Source organism: Streptomyces sp. NPDC056480 (genome assembly GCF_042795405.1).
Classification (GTDB): Bacteria; Actinomycetota; Actinomycetes; order Streptomycetales; family Streptomycetaceae; genus Streptomyces.
On the sequence record NZ_JBHTSA010000001.1, the window covers coordinates 43,656 to 66,994 of the forward strand.

Sequence of the window (23,339 nt, forward strand, 5' to 3'; positions counted from 1 at the left end):
CCGGCGGCCCCGATTCGGGACCTACGTCCCCGTGAAACCGGGGCAGGGGCCCCTTTTCCGACACAGTGCCGGTGGCGGAGAGTGGATGCCATGTCCACCGACGAGATCCGCGCCATCGAGTTGCTCAGCCGCGTGTCGTACGGCCGGGTGGCGATGAGCATGCGGGCGATGCCGTTCGTCGCCCCCGCCCGCCACATCGTGGCCGACGGCCGCGTTCTGCTCCGGCTGCACCGCGGCCTCGGATACCACCGTGCCTGCAACGGCAGCGTCGTCGCCTACGGCGCGGACAACTTCAGCTCCGGATCCGCGAACCTCTGGTCCGTGCAGTTCACCGGCACCGCCGAGATCGTCGAGCCGACCGCGGAGGAGCTCGCGGAGTTCGGCGCCGAGCCGGAGCTGGTGGACGGCGAGCCCTTCGACCCGGTCTACATGCGGATCGAACCTCAGTTCGTGACGGTGCACGCGCTCGACTACGCGAGCGAGACCCCGGGGACCCGTCCCGCCCCCCACTCCGTCCGGCGACACCTCCACCACGTAGCGTGATCTAACATCTGGCGGGTGCCGCGCTCATCTGAAACGCTCACTCCACCGGCCGAACCGCCCGCCCCTCACTCCGGTGGCCGCCCGGGCGCCACCCGGCCCGCCGGCGCCCCACCAGCCCCACCGGTCGGCGCCCCACCAGCCCCACCGGTCGGCGCCCTGCTCCGCCGCCACCGGCACGCCGGAGAGCCCCTCTCCTGCGTGCCCGTCGCCGAGGGACTGCTCAACCGCGGCTTCCGCCTCTCCACCACCCGCGGCACCTACTTCCTCAAGCAGCACCTCGACGCCCCCACCGCCGACCGCGCCACCATCGCCCGGCAGCACCGCGCCACCCAGCGGCTGCACGCCCTCGGCCTGCCCGTCGCCCCGCCGCTGCCCGACGCCACCGGCCGCACGGTCGCCGTCGTCGACGGCCACTGCTACGCCCTGCACCCCTGGATCGACGGCCGCCACCGCGACGGCGCCCAGCTCTCCACCGGCTGCTCCCGGCGCCTCGGCACCCTCCTCGGACACGTCCACACCGCCCTGGCCCGCGTCATGGAGCCCGCGGGGCCGGACGGGGAACCCGGCACCACCGCCGACGACGGCGTCTGCGCCAGCGCCGACCTCCAGGACACCTTCCGGGCCATCGACGAGCTGATCCGCCTGGCCCGCGCCCACCGCCCCCGCGACAGCTTCGACGCGCTCGCCGAGCACCGGCTCAGGGAGCGCCGCCGGCTCCTCGCCCAGCACGCCCACCACAGGCCGCCGCCCGCCGCCGCCGCCGGCTGGGTGCACGGCGACTTCCACCCGCTGAACCTGCTCTACCGGGGCGCCGAGCCCGCCGCGATCGTCGACTGGGACCGCCTCGGGGTCCGCCCGAGGGCCGAGGAGGCGGTCAGGGCGGCCGCCATCTTCTTCGTACGGCCGGGGGGTGAGCTGGCCCTGGAGAAGGTGCGGGCGTACGCGCGCGCGTACCGGCGGGCGACCGGCGCCGACCGCGCCGAGCTCGCGGCGGCGGCGCACCGGGTGTGGTGGGAGCGGCTCAACGACTTCTGGACCCTGCGCTGGCGCTACCAGCTGCACGACCGAAGGGCCGACCCGCAGTTTCCGGCGGTGTCGGCCCTGGCGGTCTGGTGGACCCGCGAGTACGAGGCGGTGAGCGACGCGTTCACGGGGTGAGGCGGGGTCGGGCAGGGTCAGGACCGGGGCCCGGGCCGAGCCCGGTCAGCCGGTCTCGGTGCCGTCCGTCGCCGGCGGGTCCGTGTTGTTGCCGCCCCCGGTGGGCTCGCTGGGCTGCTGGGTCGACGGCGTGCCCGTGGGATTCGTGGGCGGATCCGTCGGCTCCGACGGCTCGTCCGTGGGCTCCGTGGGCGGCTCGGTCGTCTTCGACGGCTCGGTCGTCGGCGGAGTCGTGGTCGGCGGCTGGGTCGACGGCTCGTACGTCGTCGGCGGCGGCCACGGCGCCTCCGTGACACCCCCGTCGGACGTGCCCGAGTCTGTCGACGGCTCCTCGGAGGGCTCCTCCGAGGGCGTCGGCTCCTCCGACTGGGTCGACGGCGAGGTGGAGACCGTCGGCGTCGGCGTGCCGCCCTTCTGGTTGCCCGCGTCGCCCGCCTTGTCCAGGGCGTAGACGACACCGGCGACGACCGCGACCAGCGCGAGCGCGGCGAACAGCCAGATCTTGCCGCGGCGGCCGCTGCCACCGCCGTGCGAGCCGTACGAACCGTCCTGGCCGTAGCCGCCGTTCCCGCCCGTACCGCCGTCGTAGCCGCCGTACCCGCCGTCCTCCGGGTTCCGCGGGGGAAGGATCGGGCCCTGCGCGGTCTCGCCGTGCATCGGGTGGCCCATCGCGGTCGTCGCGGCCATGCCGCCGACCGGGGTGTGACCGCCCTCGTGCACCTCGACCGGCCCGGTGTTCCACGTGCCGGTGTGACCGCCCTGCTGCTGGAGCATCTGCAGGCCGTACTGGATGAGGCCGCGCATCTCCTCGGCGCTCTGGAACCGGTCGTCCGGGTCCTTCGCGAGCGAACGCATCACCAGACCGTCCAGCTCCGGCGGCACGGAATGCGTGACGTCGGACGGCGGGACCGGCGCGTCCTGGACGTGCTGGTACACGACGGACAGCGGGGTCTCACCGGTGAACGGGGGACGCAGCGCGAGGAGTTCGTAGAGGAGGCAGCCCGTCGCGTACAGGTCGGAGCGGTGGTCGACGGCCTTGCCGAGCGCCTGCTCCGGAGAGAGGTACTGCGGGGTGCCCATGACCATGCCGGTCTGGGTCATCGTCGACTGCGCGCCGTGCAGGGCGCGGGCGATGCCGAAGTCCATGACCTTCACGGCGCCGCCGTGGGTGATGATCACGTTCGCCGGCTTGATGTCACGGTGCACGATGCCGTGCTGGTGCGAGTAGGCCAGCGCCTCCAGGACTCCGGAGACGATGATGAGGGCCTGCTCGGGCCCGGGCGCCTCGGCGCTGAGCAGCAGGTCGCGGATGGTGCGGCCCTCGACCAGCTCCATCACGATGTACGGCACGGGCCGGCCGGCCACGAGGTCCTCGCCGGAGTCGTAGACCGCGACGATGGCGTGGTGGTTGAGCCCGGCGACCGACTGCGCCTCACGAGTGAAGCGGGCCTTGGAGACCGGGTCCTCGGCGAGATCGGCGCGCAGGAGCTTGACCGCGACCGTACGGCCGAGCCGTACGTCCTCGGCCGCGAAGACCTCCGCCATGCCGCCGCGTCCCAGACGGTGCGTCAGGCGGTAGCGGCCGTCGCCGACGACCCCGCCGACGCCCCAGGACTCCGCTGACGAGTCGGGCACACCGCCGCCTGCTCCGGATTCGGGTGCCATCAGTCCTCGCCGTCGTCTGTCGTGCCGTGTCCAGTCGTCACGCTACAGGCTCCGTACGACACCACGGTCCGAGATGGACCGGCCATCCAACCCCTTCCACGTACACCTGTGCAAATTCGGCAGGATTCCTCCGCCCCCGCGGAAACGGTTCGGGGAACCTTCTTGTGCGGAGGGTCACGGAACGGGCACCTGGCTTGACGTGTCACTGCCCTCGGGCAGACTTGGCCAGGAAATTCCGGATCAACGCCGCCACGCGCGCGTAGGGGGAAGCACAGATGAGCCAGGACGGCGCACAGGGCCGCTATGCGGGCGGTTCGGTCGCGGGCGGCCGGTACCAGCTGCGCGACCTTCTCGGCGAGGGCGGCATGGCGTCGGTCTACCTGGCCTACGACAGCGCACTCGACCGCCAGGTCGCCATCAAGACGCTGCACACCGAGCTCGGCCGGGAGCAGTCCTTCCGCGAGCGCTTCCGCCGCGAGGCGCAGGCCGTCGCGAAGCTGTCGCACACCAACATCGTCTCGGTCTTCGACACCGGCGAGGACACCCTCGACGGCGCCGTCATGCCGTACATCGTCATGGAGTACGTGGAGGGGCAGCCGCTCGGCTCGGTCCTCGCCTCGGACATCCAGCAGTACGGCGCGATGCCGGCCGACAAGGCGCTGAAGGTCACGGCCGACGTGCTCGCCGCCCTCGAGGTCAGCCACGAGATGGGCCTGGTCCACCGCGACATCAAGCCCGGCAACGTGATGCAGACCAAGCGCGGCGTGGTCAAGGTCATGGACTTCGGCATCGCGCGGGCCATGCAGTCCGGCGTCACGTCGATGACCCAGACCGGCATGGTCGTCGGCACCCCCCAGTACCTCTCCCCCGAGCAGGCCCTCGGGCGCGCGGTGGACGCCCGCTCCGACCTGTACTCGGTCGGCATCATGCTCTTCCAGCTGCTGACCGGCCGGCTTCCCTTCGACGCCGACTCCCCGCTGGCCATCGCCTACGCGCATGTGCAGGAGGAGCCGGTCGCCCCGTCGACCGTCAACCGGGCCGTGACGCCGGCGATGGACGCGCTCGTCGCCCGCGCGCTGCGAAAGAACCCGAACGAGCGGTTCCCGAGCGCGGCCGCGATGCGCGACGAGTGCCTCCGGGTGCTCTCCGCCGGCCAGACAGGTGCCCCGATGATCGTCGCCGGCGGTCCCGTCAGCAGCGGTGCGGGCGTCAGCTCGGCGGTCTTCCCGCCCGTCGGCCAGACCCCGCCGCCGGCCCCGCACGGGGTGCAGCACCCCTATCAGCCGCCGACGCCGCAGCCGGGACCGTACGGTCCGGCGACCCCGGCGCCCGCCCCTTCGTACGGGTACCCGCAGCAGGCGCCGACGCCCCCTCCGGCCTACCAGACCCCGGCCCCCGCCCCGCATGCCTCGTACCAGCCGCCCACCCCCGCCCCGCAGACCTACCAGGCGCCCGCCCCCGCGCCGTACGCCCCGGTGCACACGCCCGCGCCCACCCCGACGGGCGGCGGCTCGCGGCGGAACACGCCGATGATCGTGGGCGCGGCCGTCGCCGCCCTGCTCGCGATCGGCGGCCTCGTCGCCTTCCTCAACCTCGACGAGAAGGACGACCCCGAGGCCGGCGGCACGGGCGGCACGGAGACCCAGCAGAGCCAGTCGGCGGCCCCCGGCCACAAGGGCCCGGACCTGACCAAGACGATCGACCCGAAGAAGTGCACGCAGCCCACCGAGTCGAACGACGACCCCGAGAAGTTCGAGGTCCCCAACTTCACCTACAAGAACATCCAGTCGGTGAAGGACTGCGTCCAGGCCGCCGGCTGGAAGATCATGACCCAGACGCCGGTGGACGAGTCCACGTACGGCGAGGGCACGGTCCTCGAGCAGTACCCGCCGGCCGGTGAGGACATCGCCGACAAGGACGCCGAGTTCACCCTCAAGATCTCGACGGGCAACCCGCCGCAGTAGGACGGACCCACCCTTCCCCTCCTTCTCCCCCTTCCCCTCCTTCCCGTCCTTCCCGACCGAACGCTCTCCTCTCTCGTGCGAGCCCTGCCTCCCCTCCCCGCCGTCACTCCTCCTGACGCCCCTTTACGTCGGACGCCCCTGTCCCGGATGCCGGAAGCCTCCCGACATGTGACGCTGAGTTCACTATCTCGTCGGCTCGGTACGGGAGGGGGTCACCCGGTGACTCCAGCACTCCGCAGGGCACGGGCGCGGGTCCTCGGACCCGCTCTCACCTGCGTGTTCGCCTGCGCGTGCGTCCTGTACGGGGAGCCGCTCGCGTACGGGGCCGAGGCGCCCGGCAGCTCGGTGGGGGCCGCGGCCCCGACCTCGCCGCCGGCCCCCACGTCGCTCCCGCCCTCGCCCTCCGCCACGTCCGTCTCCCCGTCACCCTCCTCGGGCACCCCCTCCGCGACGATCACACCCTCGTCCTCCTCCTCCGTCTCCGCGTCGCCGGGGCGGACCGGGGGTGCGGGCACGCCCGCGCCCCCCGCACCCGCACCCACCGGCACCGGCACCGGCACCGGGTCGGCGTCCCCCGCCGCGCCGAGCGCCGCGCCCAGCGACGCGCCCTCGCCCGACGGCTCCGCGTCGCTGGCGGGCCGGCCCGCGGGTGAGGGGCGGCCGAGACCCGGACGCTCCGTGCCGCCGGTCTCCCCGGCGGACGACACGGCCCCGCCCCCGCAGGACTCTCGTACCGAAACGGCAACAGACCCGGAGCGCCCGGAGGCACCCGCGGCCGTCGGACAGGAGGCCGAGGGGGTACGCGAGGAGGAGGGCGTCGCGCCGGAGGCGGCTCCCGCCAGCCGGCCGGGCGCAGCGCCGCGAATGGCGTCCGAATCCGCTCCGCCCCTCGTCGACCAGCGGATTCCGGTGCTCACGCTGGGGGTTGGTCTCGCCCTGATGGGGCTCGGAATCGGCTTCCTCGGGCTCCGGATGCGGCGCCGCTGAGCCCCTCGGACCGCCCGGGTCCCCCTTGAGACGGACGCGGCGCTTCCGTCTCAGGGCGGTTGTCCGCGACGACATACCCGGTATACATACTGAGTATGTCGATCCGCCACGGGCTTCTCGCCCTCCTCGAACGCGGCCCTCGGTACGGCTCCCAGCTCCGTACGGAGTTCGAGTCCCGCACCGGCTCCACCTGGCCGCTCAACGTGGGCCAGGTCTACACGACCCTCAACCGGCTCGAGCGCGACGGCATGGTCGCGCAGGGCGGCGAGGACGCGGCCGGGCACGCGCTCTACGCGATCACGGACAGCGGCCGCGCCGAGCTCAGGACCTGGTTCGAGAAGCCGGTGGACCGCACCAGCCCCGCCCGTGACGAGCTGGCCATCAAGCTCGCCATGGCCGTCGGTGCCTCCGGCGTCGACATCCGCGACGTCATCCAGTCCCAGCGCCGGCACACCGTGAAGGCCATGCAGGACTACACCCGCCTCAAGGCCCAGGCCCTCCTCGCCGTCGAGAGCGGCGGGGCGCGGGAACGGGACGACGTCGCCTGGCTGCTCGTCCTGGAGCAGCTGATCTTCCAGACCGAGGCCGAGGCGCGCTGGCTGGACCACTGCGAGTCCCGGCTGATCCGCCTCTCGGCGACGGCCGCGACCACCGGGTCCACCACGGCGACCACGGCCGGGGGCACGACCAGGGGCACGACCGGGGCCGCTTCCGGCGGGACCGCCGAGGCGCCGGCCGCGACCGCGACCGCCCCGAACGGCGCCGACACGGCGCCCACCGAAGCCGCACCACCCGAGGCCGCGACACCCGCGGCGGGGGCGCGCTGACCGCACGGTCGCGCCCCACCCGCACCGCTCGCGCCTCACCCGCCGTACGGCCCGCGCACCGGCCGCCGTACCACTCCCGCCATCACCTTCCACCGCTCGCTCCCGTACCCGGCCGACCGCCGGGTACGCCCAAGGGGGGACCCCTCATGTCCGCACAGCAGCCCGTGCTGCAACTCCAGAACCTGACCCGCGTCCATGGCGCGGGTGCCACCGAGGTGCATGCCCTGCGCGGCATCGACCTCGCCGTGTACCCGGGTGAACTCGTCGCCGTCATGGGCCCGTCCGGCTCCGGCAAGTCCACGCTCCTCACCATCGCCGGCGGCCTCGACACCCCCACCTCGGGCCGCGTGATCGTCGAGGACACCGACATCACCACGGCGAGCGTCAAGGAGCTCGCGGCCCTGCGCCGCCGCAGCATCGGCTACGTCTTCCAGGACTACAACCTCATCCCCGCCCTCACCGCCGCCGAGAACGTGGCCCTGCCGCGCGAGCTGGACGGGACCTCCTCCCGCAAGGCGCGCGTCGAGGCCCTCAAGGCGCTGGAGGAGATGGGCCTCGGCCACCTCGCCGACCGCTTCCCCGACGAGATGTCCGGCGGCCAGCAGCAGCGTGTGGCCATCGCCCGCGCGCTCGTCGGCGAGCGCCGGCTCGTCCTCGCCGACGAGCCCACCGGCGCCCTCGACTCCGAGACCGGCGAGTCCGTGCTCGCCCTGCTCCGCAGCCGCTGCGACGCCGGCGCCGCCGGTGTCCTCGTCACCCACGAGCCCCGGTTCGCGGCCTGGGCGGACCGGGTCGTGTTCCTGCGGGACGGCGCCATCGTCGACCAGACCGTGCGCAGCGAGGCCGATTCGCTGCTGTCGGGTCAGGTGGCTGAGGCGTGAAGACCTGGTTCCACTCCTGGCGGGCCGCGATACGGATCGCCCGCCGCGACGCCTGGCGTTCCAAGGGCCGCAGCGCCCTCGTCCTGGCCATGATCGCCCTGCCGATCCTGGGTGTCAGCGCCCTCGATCTGACGTTCCGCAGCTCCGAGCTGTCCCCCGCCGAGCGGGCGGACCGCATGATCGGCACGGCGGACGCCCAGTTCGCGGACTCCAACTACGGCGGGGCACCGATCTTCCAGGACCCCATCGGCGAGATGAACACGCCCGCCAAGGACTACGAGGACATGGAGTGGCCGAGCGGCCCCACCGATGTCACCAAGACCATCCCCGCGGGTTCCACGGTCCTCACGGACAGCTCCGGCTCGGCCAAGCTGACGACGAAGCACGGTCTGCTCGTCACCCAGGTGCGTGAGCTCAAGGCGGCCGACCCGATCGCCCGGGGCATCACGACGCTGCTGGAGGGGCGCTACCCGGAGAAGAACGACGAGGTCGTCGCGACCTCGAACTTCCTGGAGAGCAGCGGTCTGTCGGTCGGCTCGACCCTTTCCGCACGCAATTTCGACCGCCCGTATCGGATCGTCGGCTCCTACGAGATTCCCGACGATCTGAAGGCCGTCCAGGTCAACGCGCTCCCCGGAGCCTTCCTCGCCCCGTACGCGAAGGCCGTCGAGAAGACCGGTCTGCAGAAGCCCGACGTCAGCACCACGTACCTGGTGCGCAAGTCCGGTGGTTTCACGTGGAACATGGTCAAGGAGATCAACGCCAAGGGCGTGATCGTCACCTCGCGCGCCGTGATCCTCGACCCGCCGGCCGACTCCGAGGTCCCGCTCTACCAGAAGGAGAACTGGGGCAACTTCGATTCCAGCGCGGGGGCGAACGCCGCCGAACTGGCCGCCCTCGGCACCGTCGTCGGTCTGGCGATGCTGGAGATCTGCCTGCTCGCCGGACCCGCCTTCGCGGTCGGCGCCCGTCGCTCGCGCCGCCAGCTCGGTCTGGTCGGTGCCAACGGCGGTGCCCGCAGCCACATCCGGGCCATCGTGCTGAGCGGCGGTCTGGTCATCGGTGTCGCCGCGGCGGTCACCGGTACGGTCCTCGCCCTGATCCTCACCAAGGTGCTCCAGCCGTACCTCGAGGAGACCATGGGCCAGCGGTTCGGAGCCTTCGACATCCGGCCGCTCGAAATCCTCGGCATCGCCCTGCTCGCCGTGCTGACCGGACTGCTCGCCGCCATCGTGCCGGCGATCACGGCCTCCCGGCAGACCGTCCTCGCCTCGCTCACCGGCCGCCGTGGCATCCGCCGCAGCAGCCGGGTGCTGCCCCTGATCGGCCTCGCGGCCCTCCTCATCGGCGGCGCGATCGCGCTCTTCGGCTCCATGGTCACCCAGCAGTTCATCGTCGTGGCCGGCGGCTCGGCCATCGCCGAGCTGGGCGTCGTCGCCATGACCCCGGCCCTGGTGGGCCTGTTCGGACGGGCCGGACGCTGGCTGCCGCTGTCGCCGCGGCTGGCGCTGCGGGACGCCGTGCGCAACCGGGGCCGTACGGCACCCGCCGTCGCCGCCGTCCTCGCCGCCGTCGCCGGTACGGTCGCCGTCTCCACGTACATGGCCAGCGACGAGGCCCAGCAGAGGTCCGAGTACACCGCCCAGATGCCGCACGGAACCGTCGCCGCGTTCGTCACGGAGGAAGGCGGCCGGGACGTCCCCGCGGTCCGCGAGGCCATCCAGCGGTACGTCCCCGTCGACGTCCGCGCGGATGTCGCACGCGTCTCGGTCGGCAAGCCCAGCTGCCAGCCGTGGGACAGCGACCCGGGCTGCGGCCGCTTCGAGGTCGTCGTGCCCCCGGCGAACGAGTGCCCCATGTACCGGACGCTCCCCGGCGGCGGAGACCCCTCGGAGCAGTACACGCCCGACCAGCGGCGCAAGATGCTCACCGACGACTGGCGGTGCAAGGAGGGCCGGAGCAGCGGGATGTACGTCGCCGACGGCGGGCTGCTCGTCGCCGACGCCGCGCTCCTGAAGGTGCTCGGCCTCGACGCCCCCGCGACCGTGAAGGCCCTCGAAGACGGCAAGGTCGTCAGCTTCAACCCCGTCAACGTCGACAAGAGCGGCAGGTTCGGGATCAAGCAGATCACCGACCTCGCCGCCGCCGACAAGGCCTCCCAGGCGGGCAAGCCCGCTCCCGGCAAGGTCGTCTCCCTGCCCGCCTACCAGGTGCCCGGGGACGAGAAGTCCTACGGCCTCCACGCCCTGATCACCCCGGCCACCGCCAAGGCCGCCGGTCTCGCGACGGCGCCGCTCGGCCTGTACGCCAGCACCGACCGGCTGCCCGACACCGAGGCACGCCAGAAGCTCGACGGTGAGCTCACCAAGCTCGGCAGCAGCGTCGACCTCCGTGTGGAGGAAGGATTCGTCAACGCCAACAGCCTCATCCTGCTGTCGCTGGCGATCTTCGCGGGGCTCGTCACCGTCGGTGCCGCCGGCATCGCCACCGGGCTCGCCCAGGCCGACGCCGAGGCCGATCTGAAGACGCTGGCCGCCGTGGGCGCCCCGCCGCGGGTCCGCCGCACCCTCAGCGGCTTCCAGTGCGGTGTCGTCGCCGCGATGGGCGTACTCCTCGGCTCGGCCGCCGGAGTGCTGCCCGCGATGGGCCTCCGGCTCAACGAGGAGCGGCAGCAGATGCGCTGGCACGAGGAGTCCGTCGCCCAGGGCTGGAGCGCGGCCTCGGACGCGCCGTACGTCCCGATCGTCATCCCCTGGGAGACCCTCGCCGGCCTGCTCGTCGCCGTGCCCGTGGGTGCCGCGCTGCTCGCCGCCCTGGTGACCCGCTCGCGCGGCGCGCTGTCCCGGCGCGAGGCGACCTGACGGTCTTCGTTGTCGTCCTGTGCCCCCGCACGAGGGTGGATCACCCTCGTGCGGGGGCACACCCCGTGGTGACGCATGTGTACGAGAGAATGGCGGCATGGAGATGCCGAGGAATGACAGGTCGCAGGAGAGCCCCCAGGTCCTCATCGTGGGACAGGACGGGATGGCGCTCGGCGGCACTCAGGGCGACGACGAACCCCGCGAGGTCCCGGTGACGGAAATGGTCGAGCAGCCTGCGAAGGTCATGCGGATCGGCAGCATGATCAAGCAGCTCCTGGAGGAAGTACGCGCGGCACCTCTCGACGAGGCCAGCCGGGTCAGGCTCAAGGACATCCACGCCAGCTCCGTGAAGGAGCTGGAGGACGGGCTCGCGCCCGAGCTGGTCGAGGAGCTGGAGCGGCTCTCCCTGCCGTTCACGGACGAGGCGATCCCCTCGGAGGCGGAGCTGCGCATCGCGCAGGCGCAGCTGGTGGGCTGGCTCGAGGGCCTCTTCCACGGCATCCAGACGGCGCTGTTCGCCCAGCAGATGGCGGCCCGCGCCCAGCTGGAGCAGATGCGCAGGGCGCTCCCGCCGGGTGCCTCGCACGACGATGACGACGACGACCGAGGCCACGGCCACGCGGTCCGCTCGGGGCCGTACCTGTAGGCCACGCCTCAGGACGCACGAGGAGGGGCCCGGCGCACCACGCGCCGGGCCCCTCACGTCTTCGCCCCGAGAGGACCGCGAATCCTGTCGGCCCCGCGGCCGCGTCCGTCAGCCCCGAGGGGCCACGAGCAGGACCTTGCCCACGTGGGTGCCGGACTCCAGCGCCCGGTGGCCCTCGGCCGCGTCGTTCAGCGGCAGCGTCCGGTCGACGACCGGCCTGACCGTGCCCGCGCCGATCAGCGGCCAGACGTGCTCCCGTACGGCGGCCACGATCGCCGCCTTCTCGTCCGCCGGGCGGGCCCGCAGCGTGGTCGCCATCACCGCGGCGCGCTTCGCGAGCAGCGCCCCGAGGTTCAGCTCGCCCTTGACGCCGCCCTGGAGGCCGATGACGACGAGGCGGCCGTTCACGGCCAGCGCCTTCACGTTCCGGTCCAGGTACTTGGCGCCGACGATGTCCAGGATGACGTCCGCCCCGGCCCCGTCCGTCGCCTTGGCCAGCTCCTCGACGAAGTCCTGCTCGCGGTAGTCGATGAGGATGTCCGCGCCGAGCTCGGCGCAGCGCGCCAGCTTCTCGGGGCCACCGGCGGTGACCGCGACCCGCGCCCCGACCGCCTTCGCCAGCTGGATCGCCATCGTGCCGATCCCGCTCGCACCGCCGTGCACGAGCAGCGTCTCGCCGGGATGCAGGTGCGCGATCATGAAGATGTTGGACCAGACGGTGCAGGCGACCTCGGGGAGCGCCGCGGCCGTGGCCAGGTCGACGCCCTCCGGCACCGGGAGCAGCTGCCCCACGGGGACGACGACCTTCTCCGCGTATCCGCCGCCGGCGAGCAGCGCGCAGACCTCGTCGCCGACGGCCCAGCCGGACACCCCCGGGCCGACCGCGGCGATCCGGCCCGAACACTCCAGTCCGGGGTACGGCGAGCTGCCCGGCGGCGGGTCGTAGAAGCCCTGGCGCTGGAGCAGATCGGCGCGGTTGACGGCGCTCGCCACCACCTCGACGAGGACCTCGCCCTCGCCGGGTACGGGATCGGGCACCTCGGCCCAGACGAGGGCCTCGGGACCACCGGGTTCCGGAATCGTGATCGCATACATGGCGGCGAGGCTACTCCCGGCACCGGCCGGTGGCACGGTGCTCCGGGCTCAGTCCTCCGGCGGCGTCCTGAGCGGGGTGACCGGCGCGGCGCGCACGATGGTGATCACCCGGTCGGTGAGCTGGAGCGGGCTGGCCGCGGGGTCGTCGTAACCGAGCAGCCGGTGACCGCGGAGCACGCTCACGACCAGGTCACCGGTCTCCCGCACGCTCTTCCCGACCTCGCTCTTGGTCACCGGGCGCTCGACCAGGTCGAGGCCGGAGCCCTGCTGGATGAGGTCCTCCATCACCGTGCCGGCGCTGGGGCTCAGCACGGAGAGGCCGAGCAGGCGCCCGGCGGCACTGGCGCTGGTGATGACCGCGTCCGCACCGGACTGGCGCAGCAGCGGCGCGTTCTCCTCCTCGCGGACCGCAGCGACGATCTTCGCGCCCCGGTTGAGCTGCCGGGCCGTGAGGGTGACCAGGACGGCCGTGTCGTCGCGCTGGGTGGCGATGACGATCTGCCGGGCCCGCTGCACCTCGGCGCGGAGCAGGACGTCGCTGCGGGTCGCGTCGCCGACCACACCGACGAATCCGTCCGCGTTCGCCGTCTCGATCACCTTGTTGGAGGGATCGACGATGACGATCTGCTCCTTGCTGAGGCCCGTCGCGCAGAGCGTCTGGATCGCGGACCGCCCCTTGGTGCCGAAGCCGACGATGACGGTGTGGTCGCGCAAGGTGGACCTCCAGCGGTTCAGGCGGAACTCCTCGCGGGTCCGCTCCGTGAGGACCTCGAGGGTGGTGCCGACCAGGATGATCAGAAACAGCACGCGCAGGGGCGTGACCAGCAGGATGTTGGCGAGCCGCGCCGAGTCGCTGTACGGGACGATGTCGCCGTATCCGGTGGTGGAGAGCGTGACGGTCGCGTAGTAGGCGCAGTCGAGGAAGTCGAGCGTCTCGTTGGCGTTGTCGTGGTAGCCCTCGCGGTCGACGTAGACGATGAGGACCGTCACGACCAGCACGCCGAGGGCCATCAGGAGCCGCTTGCCGACCTGGCGCAGGGGCCGCTCGACCTCGCGGCGCGGCAGCCTGATCTGCGGGCCGGAGATCCGCTCGTCCGCGTGGCGGGCCATCGCGTCACGACTGGGAAGTTTCACGTGAAACACGCTCCTTGGGCCGGTACGGCCCCCTCGGCCGCCGGCCAGGGAAGGTCGAGGACATCCAACTCTTGGCCGGGGCGGGCGCCGCCGGGCGGGACGACGGCCAGGCCGTCGGCGGCGGCGATGCCGCGGAGCATGGCCGGCCCGTTGTAGCGCAGGGGCACGGCGCGGCCCTCACGGCGGACGACCGGGACGAGCCGGGTGTCGTACGGATGCCCGTGCACCTCGTCCTGAACGGGAACGCGGGGTGGTACGGGCGCCGCTGCCGCGGCCCCGGTCAGAGCGGCCAGGAGCGGCTGCGCCAAGGTCAGAAGCCCGGAGACGGCCGCGAGCGGGTTGCCGGGAAGCCCGACGAGATGACGGACGCGCGGGGGCTCGGTTCGAGGGGTCTCGGTTCGAGCGGGCTCGGTTCGAGGGGTCTCGGTTCGAGGGGTCTCGGTTCGAGGGGTCTCGGTTCGAGGGGTCTCGGCGGCGAGGCGGGCGAGCAGCATCGGGTGACCGGGCCGGACCTTCACCCCGTCGACCAGGAGGGTCGCGCCGGCCTTGTCCAGCACTCCGTGGACGTGGTCCACGGGCCCGGCGGCCGTCCCGCCGGTCGTCAGGACCAGGTCCGCGTGGGAACCCGTGACGGCCGCGAACAGCTCCTCGGCGTCGTCACCGATCCTGCGGGTGGCGAGGACGTCGGCTCCGAGCGCCGTCAGCCACGGGCCGAGCATCGGGCCGAGGGCGTCGCGGATCAGACCGTCGTGGGGGAGACCCGTCGTGAGCAGCTCGTCGCCGAGGACCAGGACCTCGACCCGGGGGCGCGGCGGCAGGGGGAGCTCGTCGTAGCCGGCGGCCGCGGCGAGCCCGAGTACGGCGGGGGTCACGACGGTGCCGGCGGGCAGCAGCTCGTCGCCGGCCCGGCACTCCTGGCCCCGGGGCCGGATGTCCTGACCCGGCACGACCTCGCGCAGGGCGTGCAGCAGCGCGTCCTCGGTGCGTGCGTGCTCGGTGCGTGCGTGCTCGGTGCGTGCGTGCTCGGTGCGGACGACGGCGGTCGTCCCGGCGGGGACACGGGCGCCGGTGGCGATCCGTACCGCCTCGCCGTCGGCCGCCACGGCCGCGGCGGCCTGTCCGGCGAGGACGGCGCCCTCCGCGCGCACCGTCCAGGGGCCGGGACCCGCGACCGCCCAGCCGTCCATGGCGGAGGTGTCGAAGGGCGGCAGGTCGGTGAGGGCGAGCAGCGGCTCGGCTAGGACGCGGCCGAGTGCCTGCCCGAGGGGTACGCCGAGGGGTACCCGGCCGGCCCGCGCGGAGGACCCGGCGCGGACGGCCGCGGCGCGGGCCTCGGGCCAGGCGGTGGCCCGGTGCGGCTGCCCGGCCCGCGCGTCGTCGGTTCCGGGGGCCACCGGGAGGGGCTCCTTCAGGGTCATCCGGCCTCGTCCTGCTCGGCGGCCCAGCGCTGGGCCAGCGCGGCGGCCTTCCGGGCAGCCTCGGCGACCGCCTCGGGACCGCCCTCGCTGCCCGCGCGCGCCGCCGCGTAGCCGACCAGGAAGGTGGTCAGGGGTGCGGCGGGGCGGGCCACTCCATGAGCGGCGTCACGGGCCAGATCGAGCAGGACGCCGGTGTCGACGTCCAGCTCGATGCCCAGTTCGTCCTTGACTGCGGTGATCCATTCATCCAGCACGGTCCCATGCTCCCTGATACGGGCCCGGGCCGTGGCGATGTCCTCCCAGGTGTCGCAGTCGAAGGAGGCGAGGGGCCCGGCGGCGACCCGGGTGAGGCGCAGTGCGGAGGTGAGCTGCCGCAGCGGTCCGCCGGCGAGGGTGCCGCGCTCCGCGGCGATCCGCGCCAACTCCCGGCGGAGCGGGGCCGCCCGATAGGCGGCGACGAGCGGCTGGTCCCGTCCCCCGGCGTCGGTGAGGAGCGCGGCCTCGGCGTCGGGGGCGTCGGCGAGTGCCCCGAGCAGTCGGTGGACGGTGTCCTCGTCGAGGAAGGGCAGGTCGGCGGAGAGGACGAGCAGAACGCCGGCCCCGGTCTCCCCGGCTCCGCCTCCCGCGCCCGCACCGATCTCCCGTACTCCCGCGTCGAGGGCGGCGAGCGGCCCTCCGCCGGGCGGGTCCTCCCTGGTCCAGCGGACGGCGTGGACGGTCGGGCGGGGATCGCCGACGACCACGGTCCGGCCCGCGCCGCGGCACGCGGCGAGGACCCGGTCGAGGAGCGCCCGGCCGCCGACCCGTACGCCGGGCTTGTCGGCACCGCCGAGTCGCCGGGCGGCGCCTCCGGCGAGCACGACGGCGTCATGTGGGGTGGTCACCCCAGCAGTATGGTCCGCCGCCCCTTCCCGCCGTCGGGCACGTCTCCCTCCGTGGGACGGCACGGGTGGCGGAACGGACGGCGGACGGATGTGCGGACGGGTCTGCGGAGGGTCCCGAAGGCCCGTCCGGGAGACCGTCCGCCGGACCCGGGCGGACGCCGCCGAACCGAGCGGGTCCATCGGCCCGAGCAGGACCCGCCGGACCGAGCAGGTCCATCGGCCCGAGCAGGACCCGCCGGACCCGAGCAGGTCCCTCCGGACCGCCGGACGGATCAGGTCCCGCCGGACGGACCGTCCGACGCACCGGGCGTCCCGACGTGCCGGACCGGCCTACGTGCCTGACCGACCGGCCTACGTGCCGGACCGGCCGGCCTATGTGCCTGACCGGCCGAGGCCCCGGACCGCCCGACGTCCCGGACCGGCCGACGTCAGAGCGTGCGGAGCAGGACCGCGGGCTGCTCGACGCAGTCCGCCACGTACCGCAGGAACCCGCCCGCCGTGCCGCCGTCGCAGACGCGGTGGTCGAAGGTGAGGGAGAGCTGCACCACCTGACGTACGGCCAGTTCGCCCTGGTGCACCCAGGGCTTGGGGATGATCCGGCCGACGCCGAGCATCGCGGCCTCGGGGTGGTTGATGATCGGCGTGGAACCGTCGACCCCGAACACCCCGTAGTTGTTCAGGGTGAACGTGCCCCCGGTCAGATCGGCCGGGGTGAGCGCCGACTCCCGTGCGGCCTCCGTCAGCCGGGCGAACTCCGCCGTCAGCGACTCGGTCGTCCGGGTCCCCGCGTCCTTCACCACGGGAACGACCAGGCCGCGCGGGGTCTGGGCGGCGAAGCCGAGATGCACGGCCGGCAGCCGGACGATCTCCCGGGCCGCCGTGTCCACGGTGGAGTTGAGCTCGGGGAACCGCGCCAGGGCGTGGACGCAGATCCGGGCGAGGAGCGCGAGCAGGGAGATCTTCGGTCCGCCCGCCGCGTTCATCGCCGCCCGTGCGGCCATCAGCTCGGTCGCGTCGGCGTCCACCCAGCAGGTCGCGTCCGGGATCTCCGTACGGCTGCGCGACAGCTTGTCCGCCACGGCGCCGCGGACCCCGCGCAGCGGCACCCGCTCACCCGCCGGGGCGACGGCGGGGGAGTGCGCCGGGGCGGCCGCCGGCGCGGCGACGGGCCGCTCCAGGGCCGCGATGGCCAGCTCCACATCGGCCCGCAGGATCAGACCCTCGGGCCCCGATCCGCGCACCTCGCGCAGATCGAGCCCCCGGTCCCTGGCCAGCTTCCGCACGAGCGGCGAGATGACCGGCACCGGGCCCTCATGGCCCGGGACGCCCACGGCGGCGGGAGCCGGAGCGGCCACCGCGGCCGGGACGGGCGCGGGAGCCGGGGCGGCCACCGCGGCCGGGGCGGATGCGGGAGCCTTCGCGACGGCGTGGCTCTCGTGCCGTACCCGGCGGCGCCGGGCGGCGGGCCCGGCCGTGCCGTACCCGACGAGCACATTGCCCGAGTACTCGGACGACACGGCGGACTCGGCGGCGGTCTCCCCCACCGTGGGGGCGGCTCCGGGAGCCGCCTCCGCGAGCTCCTCCGGCGCGCCCGTACCACCCACCGCGACCGTCAGAAGCGGCGCGCCGACGGGCAGTTCGGTGCCCTCCTCGCCGTACCGGGCGGTCACGACACCGCCGTACGGGCAGGGCACCTCGACCATGGCCTTGGCCGTCTCGACCTCGACGACCGGCTGGTCGATGGCGACGACGTCGCCGACAGCGACGAGCCAGCGGACGATCTCCGCCTCGGTGAGTCCCTCACCGAGGTCGGGCAGCTTGAACTCGAGCACCTGCGCCATCAGATTCCCGCCTCCCACTGCAGTCGCGCCACCGCGTCCAGGACCCGGTCGACGCCCGGCAGATGGTGCCGTTCCAGCATCGGCGGCGGGTACGGGATGTCGAAGCCCGCGACCCGCAGCACCGGCGCCTCCAGGTGGTGGAAGCAGCGCTCGGTCACGCGCGCGGCGATCTCCGCACCCGGGCCGCCGAATCCCGTCGACTCGTGGACGACGACCGCGCGGCCGGTGCGTCGCACCGAGGCGCAGACCGTCTCGTCGTCGAAGGGGACGAGCGAGCGCAGGTCGACGACCTCCAGGTCCCAGCCCTCGGCCTGCGCGGCCTCGGCCGCCTCCAGACAGACGGGCACGGAGGGGCCGTAGGTGATCAGCGTGGCACCGGTGCCCCGTCGTCGCACCACGGCCTTGCCGATCGGCTCCACGGCCGCGGGCGCCTCGGGGGACCAGTCGGACTTGGACCAGTAGAGCCGCTTGGGCTCCAGGAAGACCACCGGGTCGTCGGAGGCGATGGCCGCGCGCAGCAGCCCGTAGGCGTCCTCGACGGTGGCCGGGGTGACGACGTGGAGTCCCGGGGTGGCCATGTAGTAAGCCTCGGAGGAGTCGCTGTGGTGCTCGACGCCGCCGATCCCGCCGCCGTACGGGACGCGGATGACGATCGGCATCGGCATCGCGCCGCGCGTCCGGTTCCGCATCTTCGCCACGTGGGAGAGCAGCTGCTCGAACGCCGGGTAGGCGAACGCGTCGAACTGCATCTCGACGACCGGCCGCAGCCCGTACATCGCCATGCCGACGGCCGCGCCGAGGATGCCGGCCTCGGCCAGCGGCGTGTCCGTGCAGCGGTCCTCGCCGAACTCCTTCGCGAGCCCGTCGGTGACCCGGAAGACCCCGCCGAGGGTGCCGACGTCCTCACCCATCACATGGACGGTCGGGTCCTCCGCCATCGCGTCACGCATGGCGCGCTGGAGCGCCTGCGCCATCGTGGCGGGCTTGGCCTTCCCGGCCCCGCCCCCCTTACCGGCCTTCCCGGCGGTCTTGTCCGCCGTGGATCCGGTCGTCGCCGTCGTCATCACGCCTCACCCTCGGCTTCGAGCTCGGCGCGCAGCTGCGCCGCCTGTTCCCGCAGCTGCGTGGTCTGCTCCGCGTACACGTGCGAGAAGAGGTCCATCGGGTTCAGCACCGGGTCGGCGTTCATCCGCTCGCGCAGCTCCGCTGCCATCGTCTCGGCGGCCTCGGCCGCCGCGCGCCTGCCGTCCTCGTCGAGCAGGCCGCGCTCCGTCAGTTCCCGTTCGAGGATCAGGATCGGGTCGTGCGCACGCCAGGTCTCGACCTCGCCGGCCGCGCGGTAGCGGGTGGCGTCGTCGGCGTTGGTGTGGGCGTCGATCCGGTAGGTGATCGCCTCGACGAGGGTGGGGCCGCCGCCGCGCCGCGCGCGGGCCACGGCCTCGGTGAGCACCTGGTGGACGGCGATCGCGTCGTTGCCGTCGACGAGCCGGCCGGGCATCCCGTATCCGACGGCCTTGTGGGCCAGGGACGGGGCGGCGGTCTGCTTGGCGAGGGGTACGGAGATCGCGAAGCCGTTGTTCTGCACGAGGAAGACCACGGGGGCCTGCCAGACGGCCGCGAAGTTCAGCGCCTCGTGGAAGTCGCCCTCGCTGGTGCCTCCGTCGCCGACCATGGCGAGCGCGACGACGTCGTCGCCCTTGAGCCGGGCGGCGTGGGCGAGGCCCACCGCGTGCGGGAGCTGGGTGGCCAGCGGCGTGGAGAGCGGCGCGATGCGGTGCTCGTGCGGGTCGTACCCGGTGTGCCAGTCGCCGCGCAGCAGGGTCAGGGCCTGAACGGGGTCGAGGCCGCGGGCGACCGCGGCCAGGGTGTCCCGGTACGAGGGGAAGAGCCAGTCCCGCTCCTCCAGGGCGAGGGCGGCGGCGATCTCGCACGCCTCCTGGCCGTGGGTGGACGGGTACACGGCGAGCCGGCCCTGCTTGGTGAGGGCGGTGGCCTGCGTGTTGTACCGGCGGCCGCGGATCAGCTCCGCGTAGAGCCGGAGCAGCAGCGCGGGGTCGGCGTCGGCCACGGCGTCCGTGCCGAGCACGCGCAGCGGCTCGGCGTCGGGCAGCAGCGGGGCGGGGTCGGTACGCGGCTGCCACGCCGGCGGCGGGGTCGGCCGGTAGGCGGGAACGGCACCGGGCGGCTCTTGGACTGTCGAACTGCGCTGTTGCAACGAGTCCACCTCCTCGTGGGAGCGGGCATAAGACCCGAAGGCGGGTGGCGCGAGTGTGGCGCGCCTCACCTACCGATTGTTCGGTCGTGGAGGCATTTTGGCTACAGGCACCTGCAGCCTGTGGACAAACGGTTCTCCACAGCCTGGGATGAGTACAGGTCGTCCACCGGAGAGAGGCGGGGGCACATGGCGGATGAACAAATGGCCGTCGACCGGAGCGGCGCTCCGGACGACGACACTGGCGGCGACCCGGGCGGCGCGCTCCGCGGGACCGGGAGCGAGGTGCCCGGCGAGGCCCTGAGCGCCCCGATCGGCACACCGACGGGCGCCCTTCCGGCACGCCCGCTGGACGCGATCGACCGGGACATCCTGCGACTGCTGCAAACGGACGGCCGGGCCTCCGTACGCTCCGTCGCCGAGCGGGTGCACGTCTCCCGGGCCAACGCCTACGCGCGCATCAACCGGCTCATCGACGACGGGGTGATCCGCGGCTTCAGCGCCCGGGTCAACCACGAGCGGGCGGGCCACGGCGCCTCCGCCTACATCACGCTCAAGATCGTCCAGAACTCCTGGCGAACGGTCCGCGAGCAGCTCGGCGCGCTGCCGGGGGCCACACACATCGCGCTGGTCAGCGGCGACTTCGACGTCCTGCTGCTGGTGCACACGCCGGACAACCGGACGCTGCGCGAGCTGGTGCTCACCCGGATCCAGGCGATCCCCGAGGTGCTGTCCACCCGCACGCTGCTGGTCTTCGAGGAGACGGACCTCAACACGGACCCGCACGCCTGACGCCACCCGCCCCCCAAGAACGAGAGGGCGGCCCCCGCAGGGGCCGCCCTCTCGCCACACAGGCCCCTGGGGCCGCTCCGGGCCCACGGGCCTGCTCGGCGGACCCTCAGCGGGCTCACTCGTTCCTTCAGCGGGCCGTCCTGAGCCCGTCGAACGCCAGGTGCGCGACGGTCTCGGCGAGCTGCTCGCGCTCCACCGTCCCGTCCGCGTGCGGCCGGTACCACTCCACCAGCGAGTTGATCATTCCGAAGAGCAGCCGGGTCGCGAGCCGGATGTCCACATCGGCCCGCAGATCGCCCTCCTCGGCCGCCGCCTTGAGCAGATCGGCCACCTTGTGGTCGAACTCGCGCCGCCGCTCCATGGCCCACCGCTCGGTGCCGGTGTTGCCGCGCACCCGCAGCAGCAGCGTCACGTACGGCAGCTCCGCGATCAGCACCTCGACCGTGCGGCGCGTGACGTACTCGACCCGCTCGACGGCCCGGCCGCGTCCCGCGTCCGGCTCGTCGAGGATCGCGAAGAGCCCGTCGAGCGCCCGGCTGACCGCCCGCCGCAGCAGCTCCTCCTTGCCGGACACGTGGTGGTAGATCGACGACTTGGAGATCCCGGCCGCCTTGGAGAGGTGCTCCATGGACGTGCCGTCGTAACCCCGCTCGTTGAAGACCCGCACGGCGACCGAGAGCAGCGTCTCGGGGGTGTAGGTGTCGCGCTTGGCGGTGGTCATCGGGAGCCCTCCGCTTCCTCGGCGTAGCCGCGGCGCATGAGACCGAGACCTGGCGCGTAGCGGCCGTTCGCGTACCGCGAGTGCAGCTCCTTGAGCAGACCGCACGTGCGTCGGTAGCCGACCTTCCCGGCCCACTCCAGCGGTCCGGCGGGATAGTTGACCCCGAGCCGCATCGCCGTGTCCACGTCCTCCGCCGTCGCGACCCCCCGGTCGACCGCGTCGGCCGCGACATCGGCCAGCATGGCGACCGTACGGGCGACGATCATGCCGGGCACGTCCCCGATGACGGAGACCTGCTTGCCGAGCGCCTGGAAGAGCCCCACCGCCTCCGCGAGGACCCCGGCGTCGACGCCCTCGCGGGCCGAGAGCACGATCCGGCTCGCGGCGGCGTAGTCGAGCGCGAGGTCGAAGTAGAGGATCTCCTCCTTGTGGTACTCGAAGGAGGACTCACCGTCCGCGAGGCTCAGCTCGCCGCCGGACGGCAGCTGGATGTACCCGCCGTCCCCCTTCTTGCGCCGGACCGTGATCCCGGCCGCCTCGAAGAGAGCCACCAGTGGCTCCGCCGGCCCGAGATCGCCCCGGACGACGATCCGCTCGGGCGCCTCCGCCGGCCCCGCCGTGTGCGGCTCGGGCCGCTCGGCGCCCTCCGCGTACGAGAACCACCCCTGGCCCGTCTTGCGGCCGAGGCGCCCCGACTCCACGAGCCGCCGCTGCGCGAGCGAGGGCGTGAACTTCGGGTCCTGGTGGAAGGACTCCCAGACGGACCGGGTGACGGCCTCGTTCACGTCCTGGCCGATGAGGTCGGTCAGCTCGAACGGGCCCATCCTGAAGCCGCCGCACTCCCGCAGGGCCGCGTCGATGGTGGCCGGGTCGGCCGCGCCCTCCTCGAAGACCCGCAGCGCCTCCGCGTAGAAGGGGCGGGCGACCCGGTTCACGATGAAACCGGGGGTGTCCGCGCAGCGCACCGGGGTCTTGCCCCAGCCCTTCACCGTGTCGTACGCGCGCGTGGCGACGTCCGGCTCGGTGGCGAAGCCGCTGACGACCTCGACGAGGGGGAGCAGCGGCGCCGGGTTGAAGAAGTGCAGTCCGACGAACCGGCCGGGCAGGCGCAGGCCTCCCGCGATGGCGGTGACGGAGAGCGAGGAGGTGTTGGTGGCGAGGACGGCGTCGTCGCCGACGACCTTCTCCAGGTCGGCGAAGAGCTGCTGCTTGACGGGGAGCAGCTCGACGATCGCCTCGACGACGAGGGCCGCGTCGGCGAGCTCCGCGAGGTCCCGGGCGGCGTACAGGCGTCCGACGGCCGCCTCGCGCGCGGTGGCGTCGAGACGCCCCTTCTCGACGAGGCGGTCGAGGCGGGCGGTGAGGGCGGCCACGGCCTCCTCGGCGCGGCCGGGTGCGCTGTCGTAGAGCCGCACGGGGTGGCCGGCGACCAGGGCGACCTGGGCGATGCCCTGGCCCATGGTGCCGGTGCCGACGACGGCGACGGTCCGGTCCCGCCCGACGGGGCCCAGGGGCCCTCCGGCTGCGGCTTCGGATGCTTCCACGGCGGCGGCAGGCTCACTGGCGGTCACGTCGTCGCTCCCCCTGACGGTCACGTTGGCGCTCATAGGAGTGATCCTCCCCGATGGGTTTTCCACAGGATCGACAGGCCCCCTTGTCCCGACCGATCGTTCGGTTACTCTAACTCCGTACGTGTCTCCCTGCCCAGCT

19 protein-coding genes and 2 pseudogenes are annotated in these 23,339 nt (G+C 73.4%); 9 read left to right on the top strand and 12 right to left on the bottom strand.

Features of this window, described 5'->3' with window-relative positions:
• Positions 1-90 precede the first annotated feature (90 nt).
• Both ACFQ79_RS00195 and ACFQ79_RS00200 read left to right on the top strand, forming a co-directional pair.
• Positions 91-543, top strand: a complete 453-nt coding sequence (locus tag ACFQ79_RS00195; RefSeq protein WP_383578296.1) for a pyridoxamine 5'-phosphate oxidase family protein — start codon at positions 91-93, stop codon at positions 541-543.
• 156 nt (positions 544-699) lie between these two features.
• Positions 700-1,701 (top strand): phosphotransferase, encoded by a 1,002-nt coding sequence (locus ACFQ79_RS00200; protein WP_383578739.1) that lies wholly within the window; start codon positions 700-702, stop codon positions 1,699-1,701.
• A gap of 45 nt (positions 1,702-1,746) precedes the next feature.
• On the opposite strand, the gene ACFQ79_RS00205 is transcribed toward ACFQ79_RS00200, so the two are convergent.
• Positions 1,747-3,366, bottom strand: coding sequence for a protein kinase (locus ACFQ79_RS00205; protein ID WP_383578298.1), 1,620 nt, complete (start codon positions 3,364-3,366; stop codon positions 1,747-1,749).
• 275 nt (positions 3,367-3,641) lie between these two features.
• Here ACFQ79_RS00205 and ACFQ79_RS00210 point away from each other — a divergent pair, with 275 nt between their 5' ends.
• A complete protein-coding gene (locus ACFQ79_RS00210) occupies positions 3,642-5,330 on the top strand; it encodes a protein kinase (RefSeq protein ID WP_383578301.1) in 1,689 nt (562 codons plus the stop codon).
• Between the two features lie 212 nt (positions 5,331-5,542).
• Here ACFQ79_RS00210 and ACFQ79_RS00215 read toward each other — a convergent pair whose 3' ends face one another.
• On the bottom strand, positions 5,543-6,037 hold the full coding sequence (locus ACFQ79_RS00215) for a hypothetical protein (protein ID WP_383578303.1): 495 nt from the start codon (positions 6,035-6,037) through the stop codon (positions 5,543-5,545).
• A 375-nt stretch (positions 6,038-6,412) separates the two neighbouring features.
• Between ACFQ79_RS00215 and ACFQ79_RS00220 the strand changes: the two genes are divergently transcribed.
• The 4 genes from ACFQ79_RS00220 to ACFQ79_RS00235 all read left to right on the top strand — a co-directional run bounded on the left by ACFQ79_RS00220 (position 6,413) and on the right by ACFQ79_RS00235 (position 11,532).
• Positions 6,413-7,144, top strand: coding sequence for a PadR family transcriptional regulator (locus ACFQ79_RS00220; RefSeq protein WP_383578305.1), 732 nt, complete (start codon positions 6,413-6,415; stop codon positions 7,142-7,144).
• Between the two features lie 146 nt (positions 7,145-7,290).
• Positions 7,291-8,025 carry an ABC transporter ATP-binding protein gene (locus ACFQ79_RS00225; protein ID WP_187621912.1) on the top strand — a complete coding sequence of 245 codons (735 nt, stop codon included), beginning with the start codon at positions 7,291-7,293 and terminating at the stop codon, positions 8,023-8,025.
• Positions 8,022-10,886: an FtsX-like permease family protein gene (locus tag ACFQ79_RS00230; RefSeq protein WP_383578307.1), complete on the top strand. Its 2,865-nt coding sequence runs from the start codon at positions 8,022-8,024 to the stop codon at positions 10,884-10,886. Before ACFQ79_RS00225 ends, ACFQ79_RS00230 begins: the two co-directional genes overlap by 4 nt.
• Positions 10,887-10,983: 97 nt before the next feature.
• Positions 10,984-11,532, top strand: coding sequence for a bacterial proteasome activator family protein (locus ACFQ79_RS00235; RefSeq protein WP_017240334.1), 549 nt, complete (start codon positions 10,984-10,986; stop codon positions 11,530-11,532).
• Positions 11,533-11,640: 108 nt separating this feature from the next.
• Here ACFQ79_RS00235 and ACFQ79_RS00240 read toward each other — a convergent pair whose 3' ends face one another.
• The 3 genes from ACFQ79_RS00240 to ACFQ79_RS00250 are packed head-to-tail and all read right to left on the bottom strand — an operon-like array spanning position 11,641 to position 13,988.
• Positions 11,641-12,627, bottom strand: coding sequence for an NAD(P)H-quinone oxidoreductase (locus tag ACFQ79_RS00240; RefSeq protein ID WP_383578309.1), 987 nt, complete (start codon positions 12,625-12,627; stop codon positions 11,641-11,643).
• A 48-nt stretch (positions 12,628-12,675) separates the two neighbouring features.
• Positions 12,676-13,761, bottom strand: a complete 1,086-nt coding sequence (locus tag ACFQ79_RS00245; RefSeq protein ID WP_383578311.1) for a potassium channel family protein — start codon at positions 13,759-13,761, stop codon at positions 12,676-12,678.
• Entirely contained in the window at positions 13,758-13,988 is a 231-nt protein-coding gene (locus ACFQ79_RS00250; RefSeq protein WP_383578742.1) for a hypothetical protein, read from the bottom strand. Before ACFQ79_RS00250 ends, ACFQ79_RS00245 begins: the two co-directional genes overlap by 4 nt.
• Positions 13,989-14,011: 23 nt before the next feature.
• Between ACFQ79_RS00250 and ACFQ79_RS00255 the strand changes: the two are divergent.
• Positions 14,012-14,188 (top strand): annotated as a pseudogene (locus ACFQ79_RS00255) (hypothetical protein); the annotation flags it as partial.
• Here the strand turns inward: ACFQ79_RS00255 and ACFQ79_RS00260 are convergent.
• The 5 genes and pseudogenes from ACFQ79_RS00260 to pdhA all read right to left on the bottom strand — a co-directional run.
• Positions 14,109-15,179, bottom strand: a pseudogene (locus ACFQ79_RS00260) (molybdopterin-binding protein); the annotation flags it as partial. The pseudogenes ACFQ79_RS00255 and ACFQ79_RS00260 sit on opposite strands and share 80 nt — an antisense overlap.
• Complete coding sequence (locus ACFQ79_RS00265; protein WP_383578313.1) at positions 15,176-16,063, bottom strand: DUF6457 domain-containing protein; 888 nt, start codon at positions 16,061-16,063, stop codon at positions 15,176-15,178. The gene ACFQ79_RS00265 and the pseudogene ACFQ79_RS00260, both read right to left, overlap by 4 nt.
• Before the next feature lie 428 nt (positions 16,064-16,491).
• Positions 16,492-17,904: a dihydrolipoamide acetyltransferase family protein gene (locus ACFQ79_RS00270; RefSeq protein WP_383578315.1), complete on the bottom strand. Its 1,413-nt coding sequence runs from the start codon at positions 17,902-17,904 to the stop codon at positions 16,492-16,494.
• Positions 17,904-18,968: an alpha-ketoacid dehydrogenase subunit beta gene (locus tag ACFQ79_RS00275; protein WP_383578317.1), complete on the bottom strand. Its 1,065-nt coding sequence runs from the start codon at positions 18,966-18,968 to the stop codon at positions 17,904-17,906. The genes ACFQ79_RS00270 and ACFQ79_RS00275 overlap by 1 nt, the downstream gene beginning before the upstream one ends.
• Positions 18,968-20,128, bottom strand: a complete 1,161-nt coding sequence (gene pdhA, locus ACFQ79_RS00280) for a pyruvate dehydrogenase (acetyl-transferring) E1 component subunit alpha (RefSeq protein WP_383578319.1) — start codon at positions 20,126-20,128, stop codon at positions 18,968-18,970. The genes ACFQ79_RS00275 and pdhA overlap by 1 nt, the downstream gene beginning before the upstream one ends.
• A 177-nt stretch (positions 20,129-20,305) precedes the next feature.
• Here pdhA and ACFQ79_RS00285 point away from each other — a divergent pair, with 177 nt between their 5' ends.
• Positions 20,306-20,908, top strand: a complete 603-nt coding sequence (locus ACFQ79_RS00285; RefSeq protein ID WP_107097497.1) for an Lrp/AsnC family transcriptional regulator — start codon at positions 20,306-20,308, stop codon at positions 20,906-20,908.
• Positions 20,909-21,035: 127 nt separating this feature from the next.
• Here ACFQ79_RS00285 and ACFQ79_RS00290 read toward each other — a convergent pair whose 3' ends face one another.
• Positions 21,036-21,629, bottom strand: coding sequence for a TetR/AcrR family transcriptional regulator (locus ACFQ79_RS00290; RefSeq protein WP_383578321.1), 594 nt, complete (start codon positions 21,627-21,629; stop codon positions 21,036-21,038).
• Positions 21,626-23,236, bottom strand: a complete 1,611-nt coding sequence (locus tag ACFQ79_RS00295) for a 3-hydroxyacyl-CoA dehydrogenase (protein WP_383578323.1) — start codon at positions 23,234-23,236, stop codon at positions 21,626-21,628. The genes ACFQ79_RS00290 and ACFQ79_RS00295 overlap by 4 nt, the downstream gene beginning before the upstream one ends.
• Positions 23,237-23,339: the final 103 nt, after the last annotated feature.

Excerpts from the sequence above, each read along its gene's own strand:
- ACFQ79_RS00195 (WP_383578296.1), top strand. The coding sequence starts at position 91 with ATGTCCACCGACGAGATCCGCGCCATCGAGTTGCTCAGCCGCGTGTCG.
- ACFQ79_RS00205 (WP_383578298.1), bottom strand. The coding sequence starts at position 3,366 with ATGGCACCCGAATCCGGAGCAGGCGGCGGTGTGCCCGACTCGTCAGCG.
- ACFQ79_RS00210 (WP_383578301.1), top strand. The coding sequence starts at position 3,642 with ATGAGCCAGGACGGCGCACAGGGCCGCTATGCGGGCGGTTCGGTCGCG.
- ACFQ79_RS00220 (WP_383578305.1), top strand. The coding sequence starts at position 6,413 with ATGTCGATCCGCCACGGGCTTCTCGCCCTCCTCGAACGCGGCCCTCGG.
- ACFQ79_RS00225 (WP_187621912.1), top strand. The coding sequence starts at position 7,291 with ATGTCCGCACAGCAGCCCGTGCTGCAACTCCAGAACCTGACCCGCGTC.
- ACFQ79_RS00235 (WP_017240334.1), top strand. The coding sequence starts at position 10,984 with ATGGAGATGCCGAGGAATGACAGGTCGCAGGAGAGCCCCCAGGTCCTC.
- ACFQ79_RS00240 (WP_383578309.1), bottom strand. The coding sequence starts at position 12,627 with ATGTATGCGATCACGATTCCGGAACCCGGTGGTCCCGAGGCCCTCGTC.
- ACFQ79_RS00270 (WP_383578315.1), bottom strand. The coding sequence starts at position 17,904 with ATGGCGCAGGTGCTCGAGTTCAAGCTGCCCGACCTCGGTGAGGGACTC.
- ACFQ79_RS00275 (WP_383578317.1), bottom strand. The coding sequence starts at position 18,968 with ATGACGACGGCGACGACCGGATCCACGGCGGACAAGACCGCCGGGAAG.
- ACFQ79_RS00285 (WP_107097497.1), top strand. The coding sequence starts at position 20,306 with ATGGCGGATGAACAAATGGCCGTCGACCGGAGCGGCGCTCCGGACGAC.
- ACFQ79_RS00290 (WP_383578321.1), bottom strand. The coding sequence starts at position 21,629 with ATGACCACCGCCAAGCGCGACACCTACACCCCCGAGACGCTGCTCTCG.
- ACFQ79_RS00295 (WP_383578323.1), bottom strand. The coding sequence starts at position 23,236 with ATGAGCGCCAACGTGACCGTCAGGGGGAGCGACGACGTGACCGCCAGT.